19 protein-coding genes are annotated in these 19,869 nt (G+C 61.6%); 3 read left to right on the forward strand and 16 right to left on the reverse strand.

Features of this window, described 5'->3' with window-relative positions; genetic code table 11:
* Positions 1-61: 61 nt before the first annotated feature.
* The 10 genes from mdcH to LRO94_RS26825 form a co-directional block, all read right to left on the reverse strand.
* Complete coding sequence (gene mdcH / locus LRO94_RS26780; protein ID WP_179179786.1) at positions 62-961, reverse strand: malonate decarboxylase subunit epsilon; 900 nt, start codon at positions 959-961, stop codon at positions 62-64.
* On the reverse strand, positions 958-1,554 hold the full coding sequence (locus LRO94_RS26785; protein ID WP_179179785.1) for a malonate decarboxylase holo-ACP synthase: 597 nt from the start codon (positions 1,552-1,554) through the stop codon (positions 958-960). Before LRO94_RS26785 ends, mdcH begins: the two co-directional genes overlap by 4 nt.
* Positions 1,548-2,318: a biotin-independent malonate decarboxylase subunit gamma gene (mdcE, locus tag LRO94_RS26790; protein ID WP_099601686.1), complete on the reverse strand. Its 771-nt coding sequence runs from the start codon at positions 2,316-2,318 to the stop codon at positions 1,548-1,550. Before mdcE ends, LRO94_RS26785 begins: the two co-directional genes overlap by 7 nt.
* Complete coding sequence (locus LRO94_RS26795; protein ID WP_179179784.1) at positions 2,315-3,157, reverse strand: biotin-independent malonate decarboxylase subunit beta; 843 nt, start codon at positions 3,155-3,157, stop codon at positions 2,315-2,317. The genes mdcE and LRO94_RS26795 overlap by 4 nt, the downstream gene beginning before the upstream one ends.
* Entirely contained in the window at positions 3,150-3,449 is a 300-nt protein-coding gene (locus LRO94_RS26800; RefSeq protein ID WP_032884109.1) for a malonate decarboxylase subunit delta, read from the reverse strand. The genes LRO94_RS26795 and LRO94_RS26800 overlap by 8 nt, the downstream gene beginning before the upstream one ends.
* Positions 3,449-4,282: a triphosphoribosyl-dephospho-CoA synthase gene (locus LRO94_RS26805; protein WP_122681978.1), complete on the reverse strand. Its 834-nt coding sequence runs from the start codon at positions 4,280-4,282 to the stop codon at positions 3,449-3,451. Before LRO94_RS26805 ends, LRO94_RS26800 begins: the two co-directional genes overlap by 1 nt.
* A complete protein-coding gene (mdcA, locus tag LRO94_RS26810; protein ID WP_179179783.1) occupies positions 4,283-5,953 on the reverse strand; it encodes a malonate decarboxylase subunit alpha in 1,671 nt (556 codons plus the stop codon).
* A 277-nt stretch (positions 5,954-6,230) separates the two neighbouring features.
* Positions 6,231-6,491, reverse strand: a complete 261-nt coding sequence (locus LRO94_RS26815; RefSeq protein ID WP_032884112.1) for a DUF6124 family protein — start codon at positions 6,489-6,491, stop codon at positions 6,231-6,233.
* Positions 6,492-6,768: 277 nt separating this feature from the next.
* Positions 6,769-7,188, reverse strand: a complete 420-nt coding sequence (locus tag LRO94_RS26820; RefSeq protein WP_032884113.1) for a hypothetical protein — start codon at positions 7,186-7,188, stop codon at positions 6,769-6,771.
* On the reverse strand, positions 7,166-7,549 hold the full coding sequence (locus tag LRO94_RS26825) for a polymorphic toxin type 44 domain-containing protein (RefSeq protein ID WP_233896912.1): 384 nt from the start codon (positions 7,547-7,549) through the stop codon (positions 7,166-7,168). Before LRO94_RS26825 ends, LRO94_RS26820 begins: the two co-directional genes overlap by 23 nt.
* Before the next feature lie 211 nt (positions 7,550-7,760).
* Here LRO94_RS26825 and LRO94_RS26830 point away from each other — a divergent pair, with 211 nt between their 5' ends.
* On the forward strand, positions 7,761-8,048 hold the full coding sequence (locus LRO94_RS26830; protein WP_032884516.1) for a HigA family addiction module antitoxin: 288 nt from the start codon (positions 7,761-7,763) through the stop codon (positions 8,046-8,048).
* A gap of 20 nt (positions 8,049-8,068) precedes the next feature.
* On the opposite strand, the gene LRO94_RS26835 is transcribed toward LRO94_RS26830, so the two are convergent.
* On the reverse strand, positions 8,069-8,761 hold the full coding sequence (locus tag LRO94_RS26835; protein ID WP_032884114.1) for an NBR1-Ig-like domain-containing protein: 693 nt from the start codon (positions 8,759-8,761) through the stop codon (positions 8,069-8,071).
* 231 nt (positions 8,762-8,992) lie between these two features.
* Here LRO94_RS26835 and LRO94_RS26840 point away from each other — a divergent pair, with 231 nt between their 5' ends.
* Both LRO94_RS26840 and LRO94_RS26845 read left to right on the forward strand, forming a co-directional pair.
* Positions 8,993-9,799, forward strand: a complete 807-nt coding sequence (locus tag LRO94_RS26840) for a 2OG-Fe(II) oxygenase family protein (RefSeq protein WP_032884115.1) — start codon at positions 8,993-8,995, stop codon at positions 9,797-9,799.
* A gap of 22 nt (positions 9,800-9,821) precedes the next feature.
* A complete protein-coding gene (locus tag LRO94_RS26845) occupies positions 9,822-10,457 on the forward strand; it encodes a LysE/ArgO family amino acid transporter (RefSeq protein ID WP_032884116.1) in 636 nt (211 codons plus the stop codon).
* Between the two features lie 55 nt (positions 10,458-10,512).
* Here LRO94_RS26845 and LRO94_RS26850 read toward each other — a convergent pair whose 3' ends face one another.
* The 5 genes from LRO94_RS26850 to pilH all read right to left on the reverse strand — a co-directional run bounded on the left by LRO94_RS26850 (position 10,513) and on the right by pilH (position 19,844).
* Positions 10,513-10,968 (reverse strand): chemotaxis protein CheW, encoded by a 456-nt coding sequence (locus LRO94_RS26850; RefSeq protein WP_032884118.1) that lies wholly within the window; start codon positions 10,966-10,968, stop codon positions 10,513-10,515.
* Entirely contained in the window at positions 10,961-16,780 is a 5,820-nt protein-coding gene (locus LRO94_RS26855; protein WP_179179782.1) for an Hpt domain-containing protein, read from the reverse strand. The genes LRO94_RS26850 and LRO94_RS26855 overlap by 8 nt, the downstream gene beginning before the upstream one ends.
* 113 nt (positions 16,781-16,893) lie before the next feature.
* On the reverse strand, positions 16,894-18,945 hold the full coding sequence (locus tag LRO94_RS26860) for a methyl-accepting chemotaxis protein (protein WP_032884120.1): 2,052 nt from the start codon (positions 18,943-18,945) through the stop codon (positions 16,894-16,896).
* Positions 18,942-19,466 carry a chemotaxis protein CheW gene (locus LRO94_RS26865; RefSeq protein WP_032884121.1) on the reverse strand — a complete coding sequence of 175 codons (525 nt, stop codon included), beginning with the start codon at positions 19,464-19,466 and terminating at the stop codon, positions 18,942-18,944. Before LRO94_RS26865 ends, LRO94_RS26860 begins: the two co-directional genes overlap by 4 nt.
* Before the next feature lie 12 nt (positions 19,467-19,478).
* On the reverse strand, positions 19,479-19,844 hold the full coding sequence (gene pilH / locus LRO94_RS26870; protein ID WP_014720320.1) for a twitching motility response regulator PilH: 366 nt from the start codon (positions 19,842-19,844) through the stop codon (positions 19,479-19,481).
* Positions 19,845-19,869: the final 25 nt, after the last annotated feature.

Here is a 19,869-nt window from a genome sequence, read left to right on the forward strand (position 1 = left end):
TGTCCTCGAAGTGCTCGATCGAAATTGTTGTTTTTGTGATTCGACAGCCTTGGGTAGTGCTTTATCGGTGGCGGCGCTCCTCCTCTTCCAGCAGGGCCTGCAGGGTATCCAGGCGTGCGCCTTCACAGGCGATCACCGTGCCTTGTTCGAACACGCGGCGTGACAGGCCGGTGAGCACGGCGCCCGGGGGCAGTTCAATTTGCAGGCGCACGCCGCGCTCATAGGCGCTTTGCACGGTGCCGCGCCAGTCGACAACGCGGCACATGTTGAAGGCCAGGTCGTCGCAAAGGTGTTCGGGGTTGTGGATCGGCCGCGCGCGGGTGCTGCTCAGGTAGGTGATGCGCGGCGCCTTGAGCGGGACAAACGCCTGGGCCAGGGCCTCGGCAGGTTGCTCCAGCAGCGCGCAATGGGACGGCACACTGACGGCCAGGCGCTTGGCGATGCCATTGCCCTTGATGCGCGCGGCAACACGCTTCATGGCATCGTCGCTGCCGGCGATCACGCTCTGGTTATCGGCGTTGATATTGGCCAGGTATACCGGGGTTTCGGGGCTGTGGATGTCGGCGAGGATGTTTTCGACGGTGGATAACTCCACGCCGATGATCGCGGTCATGCCGTAGCCGTGTGGATAAGCGCTTTGCATCAGTTGGCCGCGCAGGCTCACAAGCTTTACCGCATCGGGAAAATCCAGCGCACCAGCGATGACCGCAGCCGGATAGGCACCGATGGACAGGCCCGCCACGTAATCCGGGGTGCGATCCAACAGACGGGCGTGGGCTACGCCGGCAATCAACAGGCACAGCTGCACGGCGCGGGTACTGGCCAGGGCTTGCGCGGAATCGAGCAGGCGCGCGTCTTCGCCCAGGGCATCGCTGGCTTCGGCCAGGATATCGGCAGGCAGCGCCTGGAGCATGCCCGTGCGCTGGGCGCCCTGCCCCGGAAACACCAGCAGGCTGCTCATGTCACATCCTGCCAGGGGTCGATTACAAGGTGCGCACCGCTGGTGGTTTTGAGTAATACGCGGCGGGATGGCCCGGCCCACTCGCGCAACGCGACGGCGCCGAACGGGGTTTGCAATTGCAGGTCTACGCTGCACACCGCCTTATCCAGTCGTTCCAGAAGAACCTGCGCGTCATTGCGATCCAGCGGCTCAGGCGCGCGCAGGATCAAATCCAGATCACTCTCAGCATGCAGCGCCTCAATGCCGGTCGCCAACTCAAAACCCGCACTGCCGCTGACGCCCCAGCTTGTCTGGGCCAGCACCGGGCGCAACTGCTGCAATGCCTGCAACGCAGGTAAATCCCGCGTCGAAATAACGGCGCGCAACGCCTCCGGCACCACACGCCGACGCACCGCTGCAATCGGCATCACGGCGGCAAAACGCTGTTCGCGCAAACGTCCACGCACGCCGACCGCCACCTGGCCCGGCTCGGCGAGCGCGCGACGCACCACTACCGGGTGACCGGCGCTGATCGCGTCCACCGCCCAGGCCGGTGCGTCGATGGGCAGATGCGCCGGGCTCATGCCCCAGAGCAGGTCGTGCGCGTTCACCATTGCTCCCGCAACAACTCGCGCACGTGGCTGGAAGCGGTGCGATTAGTGGCGCCGAGGCGTCCGCTCAAATCAGGTGTGCCAATGTCCTTGATTGCACTCACCAGACATTCACTGACCCGCACCACATCGTCCGCTGTCGGTTGTTCAATCTGGCTCACCGACAAGGTCTCCCACAGCAATCCGAGGCTGGCATAGCTGTCGATGTCATAGGCCATGGGCGGCACGCTGGCGGCCAGGGCTTCCAGCTCTTCGACACTGCGCAGGGTCACCCGCGCAGCCGAGGCCTTGCCCATGGCGTGCACCATCACACCAGGATCGCGCAGGGCGATCAGGCGGTTGGCTTGGTAACCGTGGGCCAGGAACGCACCGGACATGGCCTTGCCCACCAGCAGCGCAATCACCGGGTGGCCGGCGAGGCGAGCGCGGGCATAGCTGTCGGCGGCAGCGGCCAGGGCCTGATGGATGCCGAGGGCTTCTTCGCGACGGCCGTAGGCTTGGCTGGGTACATCGACGATGGCGATGATAGGGCGCTTGTCGCCGCGGGCGATGGCTTCATCGACGGCCTTGGCCAGGCCCCAGCCTTCGAGCAGGCCGACTTCGCCATTGCGCGCCCGAGGGAAGCGGTTTTGCGCGTCAGTCACCACGGCGACAAAGCGCACCTTTTGCTCACCCAATACACCGTCGGCAACCCTCAGCGACGCGGGCAAACCGTCTACAGGTGGAGCGCCGGCGCTCAATGCGTTGAACCACTGCAAACCTCTCATGAGCGTTCTCCTTGATACAGCTCGCGCACCGTCGCCGGGTCAATTTGCGGTACGGCGTCCAGCTCGGCCAAGCGTGTGAGGTAATAATCAGCCTGGCGACTGCGTTGTTGTGCGGGCACGCCCTGCTGCAACAACGCGCTGATAGTCTGCTGGATCTGCGCGACATCGTCGGCCACGTAACGGTCGGCTAGGCCGCTGTTGAAGCGCTGCTCGCCACCCGTGAGGCTCCAGATAAAGGGACGGTCGCGGGAGTCGTATTCTTCCAACCCGGCTTCCTGTTCGATCACCTGCGGACCATTGAGGCCCAGGCGCGCTTCGCGGGTCACGACGAGGTAGCTGCACAGCCCGGCCGCGATGGACATGCCGCCGAAACAGCCAACGCTGCCCGCCACCACGCCGATCACCGGCTGGTACTGGCGCAGGTCGACAATCGCCGCGTGTATATCGGCAATTGCGGCCAGGCCGAGGTTGGCTTCCTGCAAGCGCACGCCGCCGGTTTCCAGGAGCAGCACCGCGCGGGTCGGGATGCCCTTGCGGTTGTCCTCAGCTGCCAACTCCAGGGCGCCAGCGATTTTCGCGCCGCCCACTTCACCGAGACTGCCGCCCTGGAAGTTGCCCTCAATGGCTGCAATCACCACAGGCAAGTCGCCGATGCTGCCCTTGGCGATCACCACCCCGTCATCGGCCTGGGGCACCACACCTTGGCGGCTGAGCCAGGGCGACATGATCCGCTGGAACGGGTCGATCAGTTCGCGAAAGGTGTCGGCATCCAACAAGGCCTTGGCCCGCTGCCGCGCACCCAGTTCCACGAAGCTGTGTTTAGCGAGCAAGTCAGTCATGGCCGATCTCCTCGAAACCCTGCTCCAGGCGCAAACGCACCACGCCGGGGGTGGCGCCGAAGTCGTGGATATCAATGTTCAGGGCGGGTGGCGTCTGCTCTTGGAAGATGCGTTCGAACAGGTGCTGCCAGCGTTGTTCGGCGCCATTCACCGAGGTCTGTACCTGAATGGTCAACGTGCCGGCCGTGCCCGGTTCCAGCAGCACTTCCAGGTCGCCCGAGCCGACGCAACCCACCAGCGCACGGCCTTTTGGCGGCTGCCCGGCGGGGAATTCAAAGGATAAGGTTTCCATCACAACGCTCCGTCGAGGCGGTCGATAAACAGGCAGGCGGCCAACAGGTCGGCGGCGCCACCGGGGGAGGCATTCAGGGCCAGCAGTTGGTGGTCCAGCTCATGTAATTGGCGGCGCCCGGCGAGGCTTGCACTGCCGCCGGCGTCGAGCACGGCCTGGGCACCGCGCTGCATGGCATGCAGGCCTTCCAGGCCGGCGCGATAGAGCACGCAGGTGTCGGCCAGGTCGGTCATGATCGCGAGCAAGGCGTCCAGGCGTGCGTTCTGTTCGCCGGCGTTTTGGCGGCGACTTTTGTGCAGTTGCGGCAGGCCGCGCTGCATCACCGAGGGGAAGCCAAGCTGCGCTTCTTCACGGGCACCGCGCGCGCCGTAGCGTTGCGCGACCTGGGCGCCGTGGCTCAGTGGCTGTGGGGCGTAGCGGTCGTTGAGCAGGGCTAATCTGGCCGCGTTCAGCGTTATAGCGCGGGGCTCCAAGGCTGCCGCAGCAGTGAGCAAGCCGAGCGCCCAGATCGCGCCGCGATGGGTATTCACACCCTGAGTGGTGGTGAGCATCGCTTGCTCACCCTCACGGCCAATACGACCGAGGGCTTCGCGCAGAGGCAAGCCGACCTCACCGATTTCAATCGCCGCTTCGGCCATTTCCTTGAACATCGGCCATAACGACAGCGCCGAGGCGTGCATCAGCCCCAGGTGCAAATCACTGTGGGCGCCGTTGCCGCGACGGTCCACCAGGGCGGGTTTAGGCGACAGGTCGGCTTCATCGATCAGCGCATCGACGGCCATATCCGCCAGGCGATCCGCAAGACTGAGTTCATGCAGTTTGAGAGCGCGCATTTACCAGCTCCTGAATTTGGCGGGCGGGTTGTACAGGCCACCGGACCACTCCACCAGGTCGGCCACGCTCTTGGCGGCCAACAGCTCGCGGGTGGCGTCGGTGCGGCGGATGCCCAAGTCTTCGGGCAAGGCGATCAGGCCTTCGCGACGCATGCGTGCGGTGTCCTTCGGGTTATGGCGCATGCCGATGGCGGTCACCCCGGCGACGGCGGCGATCATCGCCTGGCGTTCTTCCAGGGAGCGCGCCTTGTACAGGTAGGCAATGCCTTCTTCGGTGAGCAGGTGGGTGACGTCGTCACCGTAAATCATGATGGGCGCCAGGGGCATGCCGCTTTTACGCGCCACTTCCACGGCGTCGAGGGTGTCGACGAAGGTGGGTTTGCCGCCTTCCTGGAAGGTCTCGACCATCTGCACCACGAGCTTTTTGCCGCGCTCCAGCAGCGCGACCGGCGCATCGCCGTGACGCATATCCAACCACGCCGGCGTGCCATGGCGGCGACCGCGCGGGTCGTGGCCCATGTTCGGCGCACCACCGAAACCGGCGAGGCGGCCACGGGTCACGGTGCTGGAATGGCCGTCGCCGTCGACTTGCAGGGTGGCGCCGATAAACAGGTCCACCGCGTACTGGCCGGCCAATTGGCAAAACATCCGGTTGGAGCGCATCGAACCGTCGCGGCCGGTGAAGAACACATCCGGGCGGGCGGCGATGTAGTTCTCCATGCCCAGTTCGGTGCCAAAGCAATGCACGCTTTCCACCCAACCGCTTTCGATGGCGGGGATCAGCGTGGGGTGCGGGTTGAGGGTCCAGTTGCGGCAGATCTTGCCCTTAAGGCCCAGGGATTCCCCGTAGGTAGGCAGGATCAATTCGATGGCGGCGGTGTTGAAACCGATGCCGTGGTTGAGCGATTGCACATTGTGTTTTTCGTAGATGCCACGGATCGCCATCATCGCCATCAACACATGCACCGGTTTGATATGGCGCGGGTCGCGGGTGAACAGCGGCTCGATGTAGAACGGCTTGTCGGCCACCACCACAAAATCCACCCAACTGGCAGGAATGTCGACGCGAGGCAAATCGGTGACGTCATCCACCAACTGGTTGACCTGCACGATCACGATGCCATCGCTGAACGCGGCGGGTTCGATCAGCGCCGGAGTGTCTTCGGTGCTGGCGCCGGTGTAGATATTGCCGGCGCGGTCGGCCATGAAACCGGCGGAGAGCACCACGTTGGGAATCAGGTCCACCACCAGCCGTGCATAAAGTTCGATGTAGGTGTGGATCGCGCCGATTTCCAGCAGGCCGTCTTCCAGCAACTGGCTGATGCGCAGTGATTGGGTGCCGGCGAAGGAGAAATCCAGCTTGCGGGCGATGCCCTTTTCAAACAGGTCCAGGTGCTCGGACCGCCCGACACTGGGCATGATCATGTGCAAATCGTGAAGCTTGGCCGGGTCGGCCTTGGCCAGCGAGCGCGAGAGGAAGTCGGCTTGCTTCTGGTTATTGCCTTCCAGCACCACGCGGTCGCCGGGGAGGATCAGCGCCTCAAGCGCCTCAACAATCTTGTCGCTGGGCAGCACCGCGCCGTCTGCGTACTTTTTGACCAGCCCGAGCCGCCGCTGCTTCTCGTCGCGCCGCCGCGTCCAGCGCGAGGCGGGGGTTATTGTTGTTGTCATGGTCGCTCCACGAGGTTAGCTGTCGTGAGGCTTACCTTAGGAGTGAATCCGGGAGCCATCAATCAAGCTTAGCGATGGATCGTTACGGTTAGAGTAATGGAACACCTGCAAACACTGACCTGAGCCCAAAGAAGATCAACATGTGGGAGGGGGCTTGCTCCCGATGGCGGTGGGTCAGCTAAGTGATGTTTCAACTGACCCTCAGCCATCGGGGGCAAGCCCCCTCCCACATTTGCTCACTGGTGTCTGTGAGAGTGCGGTCCCAAAAAGGGACTGATCAGTCCCTGCTTGGCACCTTTTCCAGCGAAGGGCTGACCTGCTCCAGCGCCCGATCCACCAACAACTGCCCCAACTCGGCCATTTGCTGGATCCCGAGCAAGATGGCGCGCTGGGAAGTGTCCAGGTCGAAGGCCAGGTTGCAGGTGAGTGCGTTGAGGGAGGACAGGGATTCGCTGGCGTTGACCAGCAGGGTTTCGGTGTTTTGGTGGGGGTTTACGGTGAAGAGGTTTGCGGGAGGATTGGGGGTAGGTTTGACCATGATTTACAACGCCGATATGTGATGGAGGCTGCGCTCTTTCGCTTGCACGCGAATTAAGGTGGCAGCGGTGCGCCGGTGTGCAAGACCGGGCATATCGGACCCCGGCAGACCCCGAAGGATCTCCCACGCACAGCCGCCATAACAAATACAGCAGGCATAAAAAACACCCGTTGAATGGCTATGGGCGTTGGTGCGCCGAAGACTAGGCGCGCGGACTGCACGCGACAAGTTCATGCACGGCCCAAAATCGTGCAGGAAAAATCCGAAGCCAGCAGGCCTACAACCTCATGTCGATGCTCACAGCCCCCAAAGCTTCAAGCGGGTAGCTGCGGTACTCATAAACCTCCCCACGGACAATGAGGTGGATGACTCCATCCACCTGGTTCACTTGCACATCAGGCTCTTTGGTTTTTAGAAATGGATGTGCCGAGACCAGTGACGTGAGTATTTCGTGATCATTACGCAGGTCCTTATGCACGTAGTACCTGTAGGAAAAGCCCACCGTCGCGCCGCCCTGCCCGTCACGCGCACCATAAATTGAGCTGCCATTGCCCAAGGAGTGCTTCAAAACCACTTCGTCCAGGTCAGGCGTACCGGATGACATGATCCAATTGCCCCCGATGTATATCAGGCAGGCCACCAGAAGACAGTTACGCAGGACCGGCAAGAGCCCCTTAGTAGCCCTGAGAAATTGCATACTCAATCCCCCTCTTTATCCAATATTGATCTCGGGGATCATCGCCAAAAGGGTCACCGCCCCACCATGATCCAAACTCCGGCTTGGTGGTTTTTGCGAATGTTTGAGCGACGCCGGCTGCCCGCAACAGAACATGCTCGGGAATGCCGAGTACCGTACCTGTAGCACCATAATTGAAATTACCAAAAGCTTCGTACTGACGCCCTCGCTTCTTGTAGTTCCATGGACCGGCTGCACGAACCTGGGAATAAAACCACGAATAGGCGAATGCCGAACCGGGCTTGAGATGAGTGCCCTTGCACTTGGCTGTCGCCATGTTTTCAAGTATTGAAACACCAGGCGGCATTAACGGTACGATCATTTTCGGGGCCTTGGTGGCAGTGAGGAGCGTAGAACTTAGCCACCGCGCTCAGGCCTGGAAACCCGATAAATCCAAATGCAGAACTCGCCGACAATAACCGCACTCCATTCCTACAAGATGTTCAGGTTGTTGCTCGGAACCTGTCTCTCTAGCCTTTTTTCGTCCAAGCCCACCACGGGCGACCATCGTGAATCCGAACTCTAAACCCAATCTGCGTATGCATAACCCACCTCACCCAGGCGAAATTCTGCTTGAGGATGTAGTCCCGGCCCTCGGTATTGCTATCACCGAAATGGCCAGGCGCCTTGGCTTCGCCCGCGATACTTTTTCAAGGATCTTGCATGGCCACGCCCCCGTAAGCCCGGACCTTGCCGTCCGGTTGGAGCGAGTCGGCGTAAGTACTGCGCAGTTATGGTTATCGATGCAAAGCGCCTACGACTTGTGGCAGGCCGAGCATCGGGAGCAGCCGATGCTTGAGCCGTTTGCGCGGATTGATTAAGGAAAAATCCGACCGGACGCTCAACGTGCCATGACGTTAACCACCACATGCAAAATGAACGCAGGCCCGTAACAAGGTTTCCCCTGCTCATCCTCGATTCTCCAGACTGAAGCCACCGTACAAGTCTCCCTGGGTGCTGCAAATTCCACACTGATATGCACCGGCTGGCCCGGCAGCGTATCGGCAATCGGGAGCTCGCTGTGCAGGCTGCGTAGATGAATATCCATCACTACCTCCAACTGGCCTTGTGGATCTGCGCGGCGGGCAATAACGTATTCCCCATCAACACGCACCAGTCGTCGCCCGCGCCAGGGTCGTGTGCCCAGGTTCTGAATCTCCCAGGTTTTCTGAAAAACTTCCCCTGGCAACACGACGGTTTGATCAGGCGTCGTGACATCGGCATTGAACACCGCAACGTCCTCCGGATCATCAATACCTGCAGCCCGATTGGTGGTAGCCATTGAGCACGCATTACCGGGCGCACCTGTCAGGTCAGCGAAGTAGCGAAACAGCAGCAAGGGAGAAACCTGCAATGCCTTCGCCAGCTTGATCAGCGTGCGCACCGACGGGTCCCTGGAAGCTCCAGCCGATAGACCGTACAGGTAGGTTCTGGAAATTCCCGCCTCCTTGGCCAGCGCAGTCAGGGGCTTGCCCAACTCTCGGCTGCGCCGTGCAACCAGCGACCTGAGGGTATCTCGCGTTCTTATATTCATACGAAGTTTGCGGTTCCCATTTTTAGGTGAACGTCATTTCTTTGTCCGCCAAAAAAGACAACCTGTCCGCCGCCACGTGTCTTGAACCATGCACACTCGCCGCCTGCTGGCGAAGTTGTGAAGGACATGGATGGGGCCCTTTTAGTCAGTCATATCCAGTGTCGTAGTTTCTCGCCTGCTTGCGAACCCAGTGTTTGTTGCATTCCTTTACATCTACCTTTGGATATAGCCATGAACCACATCAAAGCGTGCTGTAAATCCGTTGCTCAAACAGGCTTTGGCACCCTGCAAATATCAGAAGCGATGCTGCTGGATTACAAAAAAATCGTTGAGGGATACTCCGCAATATCGCCAGCCACCAAGGCCTCGTTTTCCTTCGCGAAAGACACCGATGGATTTTTCCCCTTTGGCGCTGAGTACTCGAGCCTTGAGGATCAGCCAGACCTGTGTGAGCGATTTTGTTACTGGCCTGCGCATTCATCAAAACGAAGAGCGTTTGAATTCACACGAAGTGAATTTTTTGCCGCCGTTAATGCTTTTGAACAACAGATCAGCGAGCTTGCCCAGGAATTGATGGACGGAATTTGCGCGGAGTTTGGAGCCACTTCGTTGAACTCTTTGCGTGCAACGTCCTATCTGCAACTGTGTGTCTATGGAGCTAATTCCGGGTCGGATCAGCGCCAGTTTGCTCAGGACCCTCATGAGGATGGTCATCTGTTGTCATTTATCAAGCCGACTCGTGATGGCCTCGTCCTGGTTCGAGGCAGCTCGCTGGAGCCGGTACGCCTCTTGGAGAACGAGGTTGCAATCTTGGCCGGATCGTTACTGACTGACCTCTCAGACTATGCAATTCCCGCTGCATACCACGCGGTTCTGACTCCTCGGAGACCAATGCCACGCAGCTCTCTCATTTACTTCGTCAACCCTGATGCAGAGCAGGAACTGAGAGGCTTTTTCCGCCACCAGCCGATCGACTTGAAAAGCGCCGCCAACGCGCGCCATACCGGTTTCGGTAATCAACCCCTTCAATTGAACTGATACCCAGGCGGTCGAGCACTTCATGACTCCAGACCTCAACGTCTTTTATCTCGAAGGTCTTCTACTGGGCATCGGACTGTTCGCCGCTCCTGGACCGAAGGACACCCTGGTTATTCGCCAGGGTGTCAGTCGCAGCCCTGTCTGGGGTGTGGTGGCGGTATGCGTGTTCGCCGATATCATCCTCATCGCTCTTGGGGTCATGGGCTTGGGCTCGTTGCTCGGCAGCAAGCCAGGTTTGGTGGCGTTACTGCTGCTGTCGGGAGCGGCCTATCTGTTGTGGTTTGGCTGGCAGCGGTTATTGGCTTGTGTGCGTAACCAGTCGATGCCAGATACTCAAAGCAACCTCACCTCACAGCGCGGATTACTGCGCACGGCGGTGATACTTGGATTTGCCAATCCGTATGCTTGGCTGGATACCGTGGTGCTAATTGGCTCTATTGGTGCGGCAAAGCCCGTCAGCCAACAAGCGTTCTTTGCCGGCGGAGCAATGACCGCGTCGCTGGTATGGTTTGTGGTTTTGGCGTTGGGATGCCAAAGGTTGACGGGGCTATTTCGTTCGGCAAAGGTCTGGCGTTTGTTGGACGCCGGCGTGGTGATTTTGATGGTGTACCTCGCGGGTATGCTGATTGCTGATTTTCATCTGCTGCAGCGTCTCTGAACGGGAAACCGCCCTCACCACAGGGGCCTTTCATTTCTCATGGAGAATGCGCCACTCAGGCCAACCCGGACTCCACCAGCAGCGCCTCAAGCCCCATCAAATCCGGCACCTTCGCCACATGCTCCCCCACCTGCACCGCTGCCAGTTCCAGCGGGCACAGCGGCACGTCAACATAGCTCAACTCGCTGTCGAGCTTGTACGACCGCGGAATACCCTGGATCACCAGCGCAATAAACTTCAACGTCGTCCGCCCGCCCAGCGCATTCAACACCACGATCCGCGAGCGTTCGCCGGTCACGCTGGCCTCGCCGCACACGGCTTCGAAACTAATCAACGGAATCTGCCGATCCCGCCACGTCACTTGCCGCAAATACCACGGCGGTGCGTCGCTGGCCGGTTCGCCGCGTTGGAAGTCGATCAACTCGGCAATGGCGACGTTGGGCAGTACCAGGTGACGGTCGGCCAGGGGCAGCAGCAGGCCGGTCAGTTGGCTGGTGCGGTGGTCAAGCATGGGACTTGCTCCAATAGGCGATGCTTTCCAGCAGCACCGACTCTTGATACGGCTTGCCGAGGTATTCGTTGACGCCGATCGCCATGGCGCGGTCGCGGTGTTTCTGGCCGGTGCGGGAGGTGATCATGATGATCGGCAGGCGCATCAAGCGCGGGTCGTTGCGCACTTGCGTGGCCACTTCAAAGCCGTCCATGCGCGGCATTTCGATGTCGAGCAGCATCAAGTCCGGGGTGTGTTCTTCAAGCACAGCCAGGGCGTCGATGCCGTCTTTGGCAGTGAGCACGTTCATGCCGTTGCGCTCCAGCAGCCGGCTGGTGACTTTGCGCACGGTAACCGAGTCGTCCACTACCAGCACCAGCAAGGGGCGTTTTTTCAACGGGTCGTTGAGGATCAGTGGCGCATCCACCGACTGCGCCGGCAAGGCCGGTTGGCGGGCGCGGATATGCGCCAGCAAGTCGATAATCAGCACCACGCGGCCGTCGCCGAGGATGGTCGCGCCGGACAAGCCTTGCACCCCCGCGAACTGCGGCCCCAGGCCCTTGACCACGATTTCCCGCGTGCCGGCCATGGCATCCACATGCACCGCCACACGCCGCTCATTGCACTGCACCAAGAGCACCGGCACCGGCTGGTACTGGCCCAGCAGTTTCGGACGGGCCACGGTATGCAGCAGGTCGCCGAGGTAAAACAGTTCGTAGCGCTGGCCTGCGTATTCATAACGCGGCGGATCTTGCTGGTAGTGCCCCGCCAGCTCATGGGGCAGCACACGCACCAGCCCTTCGATGGTGTTGAGCGGGATTGCGTATTGGTCGTCGGCGCATTGCACCATCAGCGCGCGGTTGACCGACACGGTGAACGGCAGACGAATCCGAAAATGCACGCCCTCGCCCGGCGTCGACTCAATGAACATCGAACCGCCGAGCTGCCGCACTTCTTCATGCACAACGTCCATGCCCACGCCACGCCCGGAAATCTGCGTGATCTTTTCCGCAGTGGAAAACCCCGGCTGCAAGATGAACTGCAACACGTCGCGGTCGCTGATCTCTTGATGAGGGGCGAGCAACCCGCGCTTGATAGCCTTGCGCCGCACCGCTTCGAGGGGCACGCCGGCGCCGTCGTCGCGCATGTCGAAAACGATATCGCCGCCTTCGTGGGTCAGGTCCAGGGTGATGCGGCCCTTTTCCGGCTTACCGGCCAGCAGCCGCACATCGCGGGACTCCAGGCCATGGTCGACGGCGTTGCGCAGCATGTGCTCCAAGGGCGCCGCCATGCGTTCAAGCACGTTGCGGTCCATCTCACCCTCGGCATTGCCGACGATGAATTCCACGTCCTTGCCCAACTCGCCCGCCACCTGGCGCACGATGCGTTTGAGGCGCGGCAACATACGCTCGAACGGCACCATGCGCGTGCGCATCAGGCCTTCCTGCAACTCGGTGTTGATGCGTGCCTGTTGCTGCAACAGGTCGTGCGCATCCTCGTTGCGACGGTCGAGGGTGTCCTTCAGGTCGAGCAGGTCGGAGGCGGATTCGGACAACGCGCGGGACAGTTGCTGCAACTGCGAATGGCGGTCCATCTCCAACGGATCGAAGTCTTCGTAGCCCAGGCGCTCGGCCTCGGCCTGTTGGCGGCTGAGGATGCGACCTTGGGTTTCGGTGTCGAGGCGGCGCAGTTGATCGCGCATTCGCTCAATGGTGGTTTCCACCTCGTTCAACGCAATGCGCGCGTCGTTGACCTGCTGTTCGATGCGGCCACGGAAGATCGAGGTTTCACCCGCCAGGTTGACCAGATCGTCCAGCAGGTCGGCGGAGATTTTCACCATGTCGGCGGTAGGATCAGCGACCGCTTCGGCCTTGCCTGCGGGCAACGCCACCGGCACCACTGGCTCTACGCTGGGGTGCACCAGGCTTTTGATGCGTTCGATGAGCTTGTCCACTGAGCCCACCGGCATCCCATCCGTCACGGCGTCGATCATCTGCGCCAGGCGGTCATGGCAGCCTTGCAGCAGCGCGAACAGCTCAGCCGACGGCGCGAGCAAACCGGCGGACAGCCCTTCGTACAGAAACTCAAGCTCATGGGCCAAGTCACCAATCGGCCCGATCTCGACCATGCGCGCGCCGCCCTTGAGGGTGTGCAGGTCGCGCAACAGGGTTTCGACTTCCTGGCGATTGTTCGGCTCGGCCTGCCAGCGCAGCAACGCGCTGCCCGAGCTGTCGAGAATGTCGGCAGCTTCTTCGAGGAAGATATCCAGCAATTCCGGGTCGGCGCCCGCCGTTTCAGGCGCTGGCGCCTGGGTCGCGGGCGTACTGCTCTGTCGCAGCTCACGAAGCTTGGCAACCAGCTCGACGCTGTCGCTCAAGGGCTGGTGGTGGTGCAGTTCTTCCAGCTGCAAGGCCAGGTGTTCATGGCTGGCCATCAGCACTTGAGACAACTCGGCGCTGTAGCTGTAGCGACGGTCAACCAGGCCTTCGTAAAAGCATTCCAACTCATAGGCCAGATCGCCCACCGGGCCGATTTCAGCCATGCGCGCGCCGCCCTTGAGGGTGTGCAGGTCGCGCTGCAACGAGGACAACGGTGCAGCGTTTTCGGGCTCCAGCAGCCAGCGCTTGAGGGACTGCCCGGCGCTGTCGAGAATGTCCACGGCTTCTTCGAGGAAGATCTCGACGATCTCATCGTCCATCGCCGTTTCATGCTCCAACTGCGCGGTGGCTGCACCGAGTTCAGCGATGCTCAGGGCGCGGTTACCGTCGCTTTTGATCAGGCCGGTGGCGGACGGGTCCAGGGCTCCGTCCAGCAATTCGCGCAGGGCCTCGACCCGTGCCGGGGCCAGGCTGATTTCCTGCCCGGCGGCCAGTTGGTCGAGCATGTTGATCAGCGCTTCATGGGCCTGTTCGGCCTCCCGGAAAAACCGCTCGCTGACGGCCAGACTGCTCTCTTCCACCGCGCCATAGAGGTCGAGCAAGGCTTCGCACAGCTCGTCGATAGGGTGCAGGTCGGCGATGTGTGCCCCTTCTCCCAGCGTGGTCAGTTCATCCAGCAACGCCGTGAGTTCCTGGCGCTCGCCGGGGTGCTGTTGCCAACGACGCAGCAGGCTTTCGGCGTCGAGCAGGATATCCATGCCCTGGGCCAGGAAGTTGGCGATCAGTTGCGGGTCACGCTTGATGCGCAAGCCGGTGTTGGGCGCGTCGAGCAGCGTTGCCAACTGATGGTCAAGCAGAGCTTGGGTGCGGCCAATCAAGTCGGCCGCGCCCCTGATCGGAACCAGAGGGTCGCGATCCAGTTGGCGTAAGCCACGCTGAAACAGAGCTTCGGCTTCCAGCAGTAACTCCACCTCGTCCAGGTCCAGCGGCAGACGATGGGCCTTGTATTCGCGTGTCAGGTGATCCAGTGGGCGCACCAGCTCGGCAATCGGCAACACGCCGGCCATGTACGCACTGCCCTTGAGAGTGTGCAGCGCGCGTTGCAGCTCATCGCTGACCTGCAGCGGCACATGCTCGGCGGCCTGTTGCAGGAAGTGGTTGAGGCTGTCCAGATGGCTCTGGGCTTCGTTGCGGAAAATTTCCAGCAGCATCGGGTCGTGGGGTTCGCCAGCAGATAGGGCGCCGCCGCTGGCATAGGCGTGGGCGCGAGCGGCCAAGGCGTCGACCTCGTCGCGTTGGTGTTGGTCGTCCGTCGCAAAGTCGGAGATCAACTCAGGCAGCAGGGCCACGGCGTCATCCAGCACCTGCTGGATCTCGGGGCCTAGGGCCACACTGCGTTCCAGCACACGGTTCAGCAGGTTTTCAACAGCCCAGGCCAACTCGGCCAGGACAAGGGCGCGCACCATGCGACCACTGCCTTTCAACGTGTGGAAAGCGCGGCGCATTTCGCCTTGGGCGGTTTTGTCCGCGCTGTTGGGCAGGTGGCGGTGCAGCACTTCGAGAACTTCGTCAGTCTCTTCAAGGAAGACTTCGCGTAGTTCATCGTCGATAGGCGCTTCATCGGCTGGCGGCGGCAGCAGACTACCGGGGCGTTGCAGGGCCGGCGGGTTGAGGCGCGAGGTAGGGTTGGCCAGTGCGTCGAACTGCGACTGGCTGGGCGTGACCTCGCTCGACAACGCACCATCGGGAGCGACCAGCGCCTGGCGCCAGGGTTTCTCGGCGGGCAGGTAGCCCAGCGTCGCCAGGCTTTGGGTGGCCAGTTCCAATACCCGTTCACCCGCCGCGTCGGGGTCTTGGAGCATGCGTTCGAGGTAGTACTCCAAGCTGCTGATCACATCGGCAAAATGCTCCAGTTGCGCCTCTGCCGGCGGGCCTTCGCTGACCATCAACTGCTCATCGACGTAGTCGGCGCACCCGCGCATCAGGCTCGCTGCACGCGGTAGCGGAATCATCGCCAACGCGCCACGCACCTGGCTCAGCAACTCCGGCAGCGATTCCAGGCGCCGATGGTCCCAGTCGGCTTCCATGCAGTCGATCACCAGCTCTTTAGACTGCTTCAGGCACTGGCAGCACTCACGGATCACCAACTGGTGAATCTGGGTCAGGTCGGTAGTGGGCAGGCGGCTTTCTTCGCGGCTTTCCGGCTCGACGGTGCCGGCCATTCCGGCCAAGGTGGCTTCGACGTAGAGCAGCGCGCCAGCGACATCCATCAGCACGGCGTCGTTGGGTTCGCGTTGGCCTTGGGCCAGGCTCAGTACTACCGCAAGCTGGTCGATGATGACTTTGCGCGGCTGGCCGAACCCCAGCACCGCCAAGGTATCGGCGATCTGCCGCAGCGGCGCCAGCAGCGCATCAAGGTCGCTGGTGTGTTGGCGGTCGCTGCGCACGAACAGGTCGAGGCGTTCCTTGACCCGCACCAGTTCCTCGCACAACGCACCGAGCACTGAGCCCATGGCATTGCGGTCCGGCCCGGCCAGGCGGGCGCGCTCGGCGTCGACCACCGTGCTGTCGGGCAAGGCTTCATCCAGGCCGTAGCGCTCTTTCAGGCTTTGCATGCGCGGCGTTGGCCGGGTGACTTTAGCGACGTAGAACAACAGGCTCTTGAGCAACTCATCCGGCGCAGATTGGTTGATGCCGCCTATGCCCTGGGCGAGCAGGCGCTTGAGTTGTTTGTCACTGGCCTTGAGCAAGCTGCGCAAAGCCGGGCTGTTGGCGACCACACCTGTGAGCATGCCCTCGACCAGCGCCGAAGCCACTTGCCACAACGGCAACAACGGCGCGCCCTGGCAGAGGGCTTCGAGGCGTGCGAACACCCGCGCCATGTCTTCCAGATTGCTTGGGCCGTGGTCTTCACGCAGCAACCCGGCCAACGCCTGTTGCAACAACTGGTGCCATTGACGCAATTGCTCATGCAGCTCAGGCGGCGCGCGCTGGGTCAGGGTTTCATCGGGCAGCGGCGCGATCGACAGCAATTGTGGGCTGAACAGGCTGGTTTCCGAGAGCAGGCTTTCACCCCGTGCGCTGCGTAGGTCGTTGAGCAGCGGCAACACCACCAACGGCAGATCGCGGCGGGCGCTGTGCACGCGGTCGAGGTACAGCGGCAGTTGGCCGAGGGCCTGTTGCAGAAGACGGATGCTTTCATCGCGCTGACTGACCCGCCCGGCCTTTAGCGCAAGGGCCAGTTCTTCGATCTCTTCGGCCAGCAGCGCTGCGCCGTAGAACTCGACCATTTGCAGCGCACCATGCACCTGGTGGACACCGGCCAGGCATTGGCTGATCACGTCATCGTCATGGGTTTCGACAAACGCATCCAGCGCCGAACGGGCCTGTTTCAGGGTTTCGGCAATGTCGCCCTTGACCCATTCGAGGGCCACGTAGTCGTGCCGATCAACCATAACTGCTCCGCTTAGAATTCGTGGGTTGCCTGGATCTCCAGACAGATGGAGATCACATGTGGGAGGGGCGGTGCGACGATTCGACTTGCCCCCTCCCACACTTTGACTGCATTTCAATCATCAACCTGTTTGGCCGCAGGCAAGGTGAAACCCGAGACCGACCTGCGCAACTGGCTCGCCATCTTCGCCAAATTGCCGATGCTTTCGGCAGTGGCGGTGGAACCCGACGACGTCTGCGTAGTGATTTGCTGGATCACGTTCATGGTCAGGGAGATCTGCCCTGCCGACGACGTCTGTTGCTGCGCCGCATTGGAGATGCTCTGGATCAGCGCCGCCAAGGTCTTCGATACGCCTTCGATCTCTTCCAGTGCCACGCCCGCGTCTTGGGCCAGCCGTGCACCGCGCACCACTTCGGTGGTGGTCTGTTCCATGGAGATGACCGCCTCGTTGGTGTCGGTCTGGATCGCCCGCACCAGGGTTTCGATCTGCCGCGTGGCAGCCGACGAGCGCTCGGCCAGTCGCTGCACCTCATCGGCCACCACGGCAAAGCCGCGTCCGGCATCCCCGGCCATGCTCGCCTGGATGGCGGCGTTGAGGGCGAGGATGTTGGTCTGGTCGGCGATGTCGTCAATCAGGCTGACGATGTCGCCAATCTCCTGGGACGATTCACCCAAACGCTTAATGCGCTTGGCGGTGTCCTGGATCTGTTCGCGGATGTTGTCCATGCCGTGGATGGTGTTGTGCACCACTTCGTTGCCCTTGTTGGCAATCTCTACCGAGCGCTCCGCCACTGCCGAAGACTCGGCGGCGTTGGCCGACACTTGGTCGATGGATTGGGCCATCTGGTTGATCGCGGTGGAGGCTTCGGCGATCTGCTGGGCCTGATGCTCGGAGGCCTGGGCCAGGTGCATGGCGGTGGCCTGGGTGTCTTGCACAGCACCGGCGACCTGGCCGGCGGTGAGGTTGATCGTCGCGACCAAATCGCGCAGCTGGTCCACGGAATAGTTGATCGAGTCGGCGATGGTGCCGGTGAAGTCTTCGGTCACCGAAGCCGTCACAGTGAGGTCACCGTCGGCCAGGTCTTCGATTTCGTCCAGCAAGCGCATGATCGCGTTTTGGTTGCGCTCGTTCTTCTCGGCGGTCTCGTGCAGTTGGCGGTTGGTCTCACGCACCATCACCAGGCCAATCAGGATGATCGAGGCCAGCGCCAACAGGCCCAGCACATACCCGCCGATGGTGTCGAAACTGCGCCCGCTGGCGAGGTTTTCGAACCCGATAGCCAAGTGCGAGGCTTCATCAAGCAGGGTTTGCGACAGGTTGAAAATATTGCTCGCCGAGGCGCGCACCTGGAACAGCTGCGGCGAGGTTTCGAGGATTTCATCCACGGAGCCAGAGACAAATTCGAACAGCTCGGCAATGTCCGCCAGCCGCGCGCGGGCATCGTGGTCTTCGACTTGGGTGATGCGCAGCCCAGGGTTGCCGTTGAGCATGCCATTGAGGACCTGACCAAAGCGGGCGGCATCACGGCCAAAGGTGTCGGCGGCCTGCGCGGCGGTTTCGTCGCCGGCCAGCACGGTGTTGACCGCACCCAAGATACGTTCGGCCAGCAGCGACTGGCGTTGGGCCAAGGCCACCTGGCTGGCCGGGGCGCCACGTTGCAGCAGGATGTCGACGACCTTCTCCGACTCCATCTGCAATTGCGGCACGGTTTCAGCGAGGGTCGCAGCCACTTGATGCAGGGACAGTACGGTCTGCTCGCTGGCGAGGATCGCGTCGGTGTTTTTCAGCAGCGCTTCCCAATCGGTCTGCACAGCACGCATCTCGGCACGGACCGCACTGGGTGCCGCGGGCAAGCCGGTTTGCGGGTCGCCTTTTTTCAGGTAGCCCCAGCGCTGGGCAAAATCGTTTCGCGCATCTCCCAACAGCTTGAAAGCAGCGGCCTTGCCGGCGGCGGCTTCGGTGGCGTTCTTGGCAATGCGTTGGGACAGCACGCGCAGTTCACCGGCGTGGCCGATGTACTGTTTGTCGTAGGTAGACTGGGTGTTGAGGTACGCGAAGTTGGCGAACAGCAGCATGATGAACACGATCAGTGCGATAAACAGCACGATGATCTGTGAACGGCTGCGCGAGCCGGCCTGGGGTTTGGGCGTGGTAGCGGTGGTCATGCGGCGACATCCATGAAGCCTGGGGCCTGGGCCAGGGCGAAGGGGCTGAAGACCTGCCACAGCGGATCACCCTCGAAGTGACCCTGGATAAACGGCGCGCCAGGGCTGGTGTTCGCCAGCAAGGCGTCTTGTGCAAAATGCTGCATCCCCACCACCTCATCCACCAGCAGCCCGACAAACAGATCGTTGTATTCCACCACCAGCACCCGCCGTTGCTTGCGCGCCTTGGACAGCGCAAGGCCGAGGAAGCCACCCAGGTCCATCACCGGCAGCAGGCGCCCGCGCAGGTTAGCAACCCCTTTGACCCAGGCCTTGACCCCAGGCATTAAAGTGCAACGTGGTTCATGCAGGACTTCGGCCACTTCGCCCATGGGCGCCACATACCAATGTTGCCCCAGGCGAAAGCCGATACCGCTCCAGCGTTGCAGGCGGGTTTCCTGGGACGGCAGGTCGGCGGCCAGCAGGCGGCAGCGGCGGTCGATGTCCAGCAGCAACTCGAAGGCGGTTTGCGACTCGGTCATGATGGCGTGCCGTCAGCCGGCCAACACCTTGTTCAGGGTGGCGATCAAGGTTTCTTCGTCCACAGGCTTGGTCAGGTAGTCCTTTGCACCCTGGCGCGCGCCCCAGATCTTGTCGGTTTCCTGATCCTTGGTGGTGATGATGATGATCGGGATACCGTTGGTTTCCGGCTCCTTGGACAGTTGGCGAGTAGCCTGGAAGCCATTGAGGCCAGGCATCACGATGTCCATCAGCACTGCGTCGGGCTTTTCCTGGCGAGCCAGGGCCACGCCGTCCGCACCGTTCTCGGCCTTGAGGACTTGGTGGCCGTGCTTTTCCAGCATGCCGGTGAGTTTGTACATTTCGGTCGGCGAATCGTCGACGATCAGAACACGTGCCATGGTTTTCCCCACTACATTGGTCGGC

This window comes from Pseudomonas sivasensis (assembly GCF_021391435.1).
GTDB classification, from domain to species: domain Bacteria; phylum Pseudomonadota; class Gammaproteobacteria; order Pseudomonadales; family Pseudomonadaceae; genus Aquipseudomonas; species Aquipseudomonas sivasensis.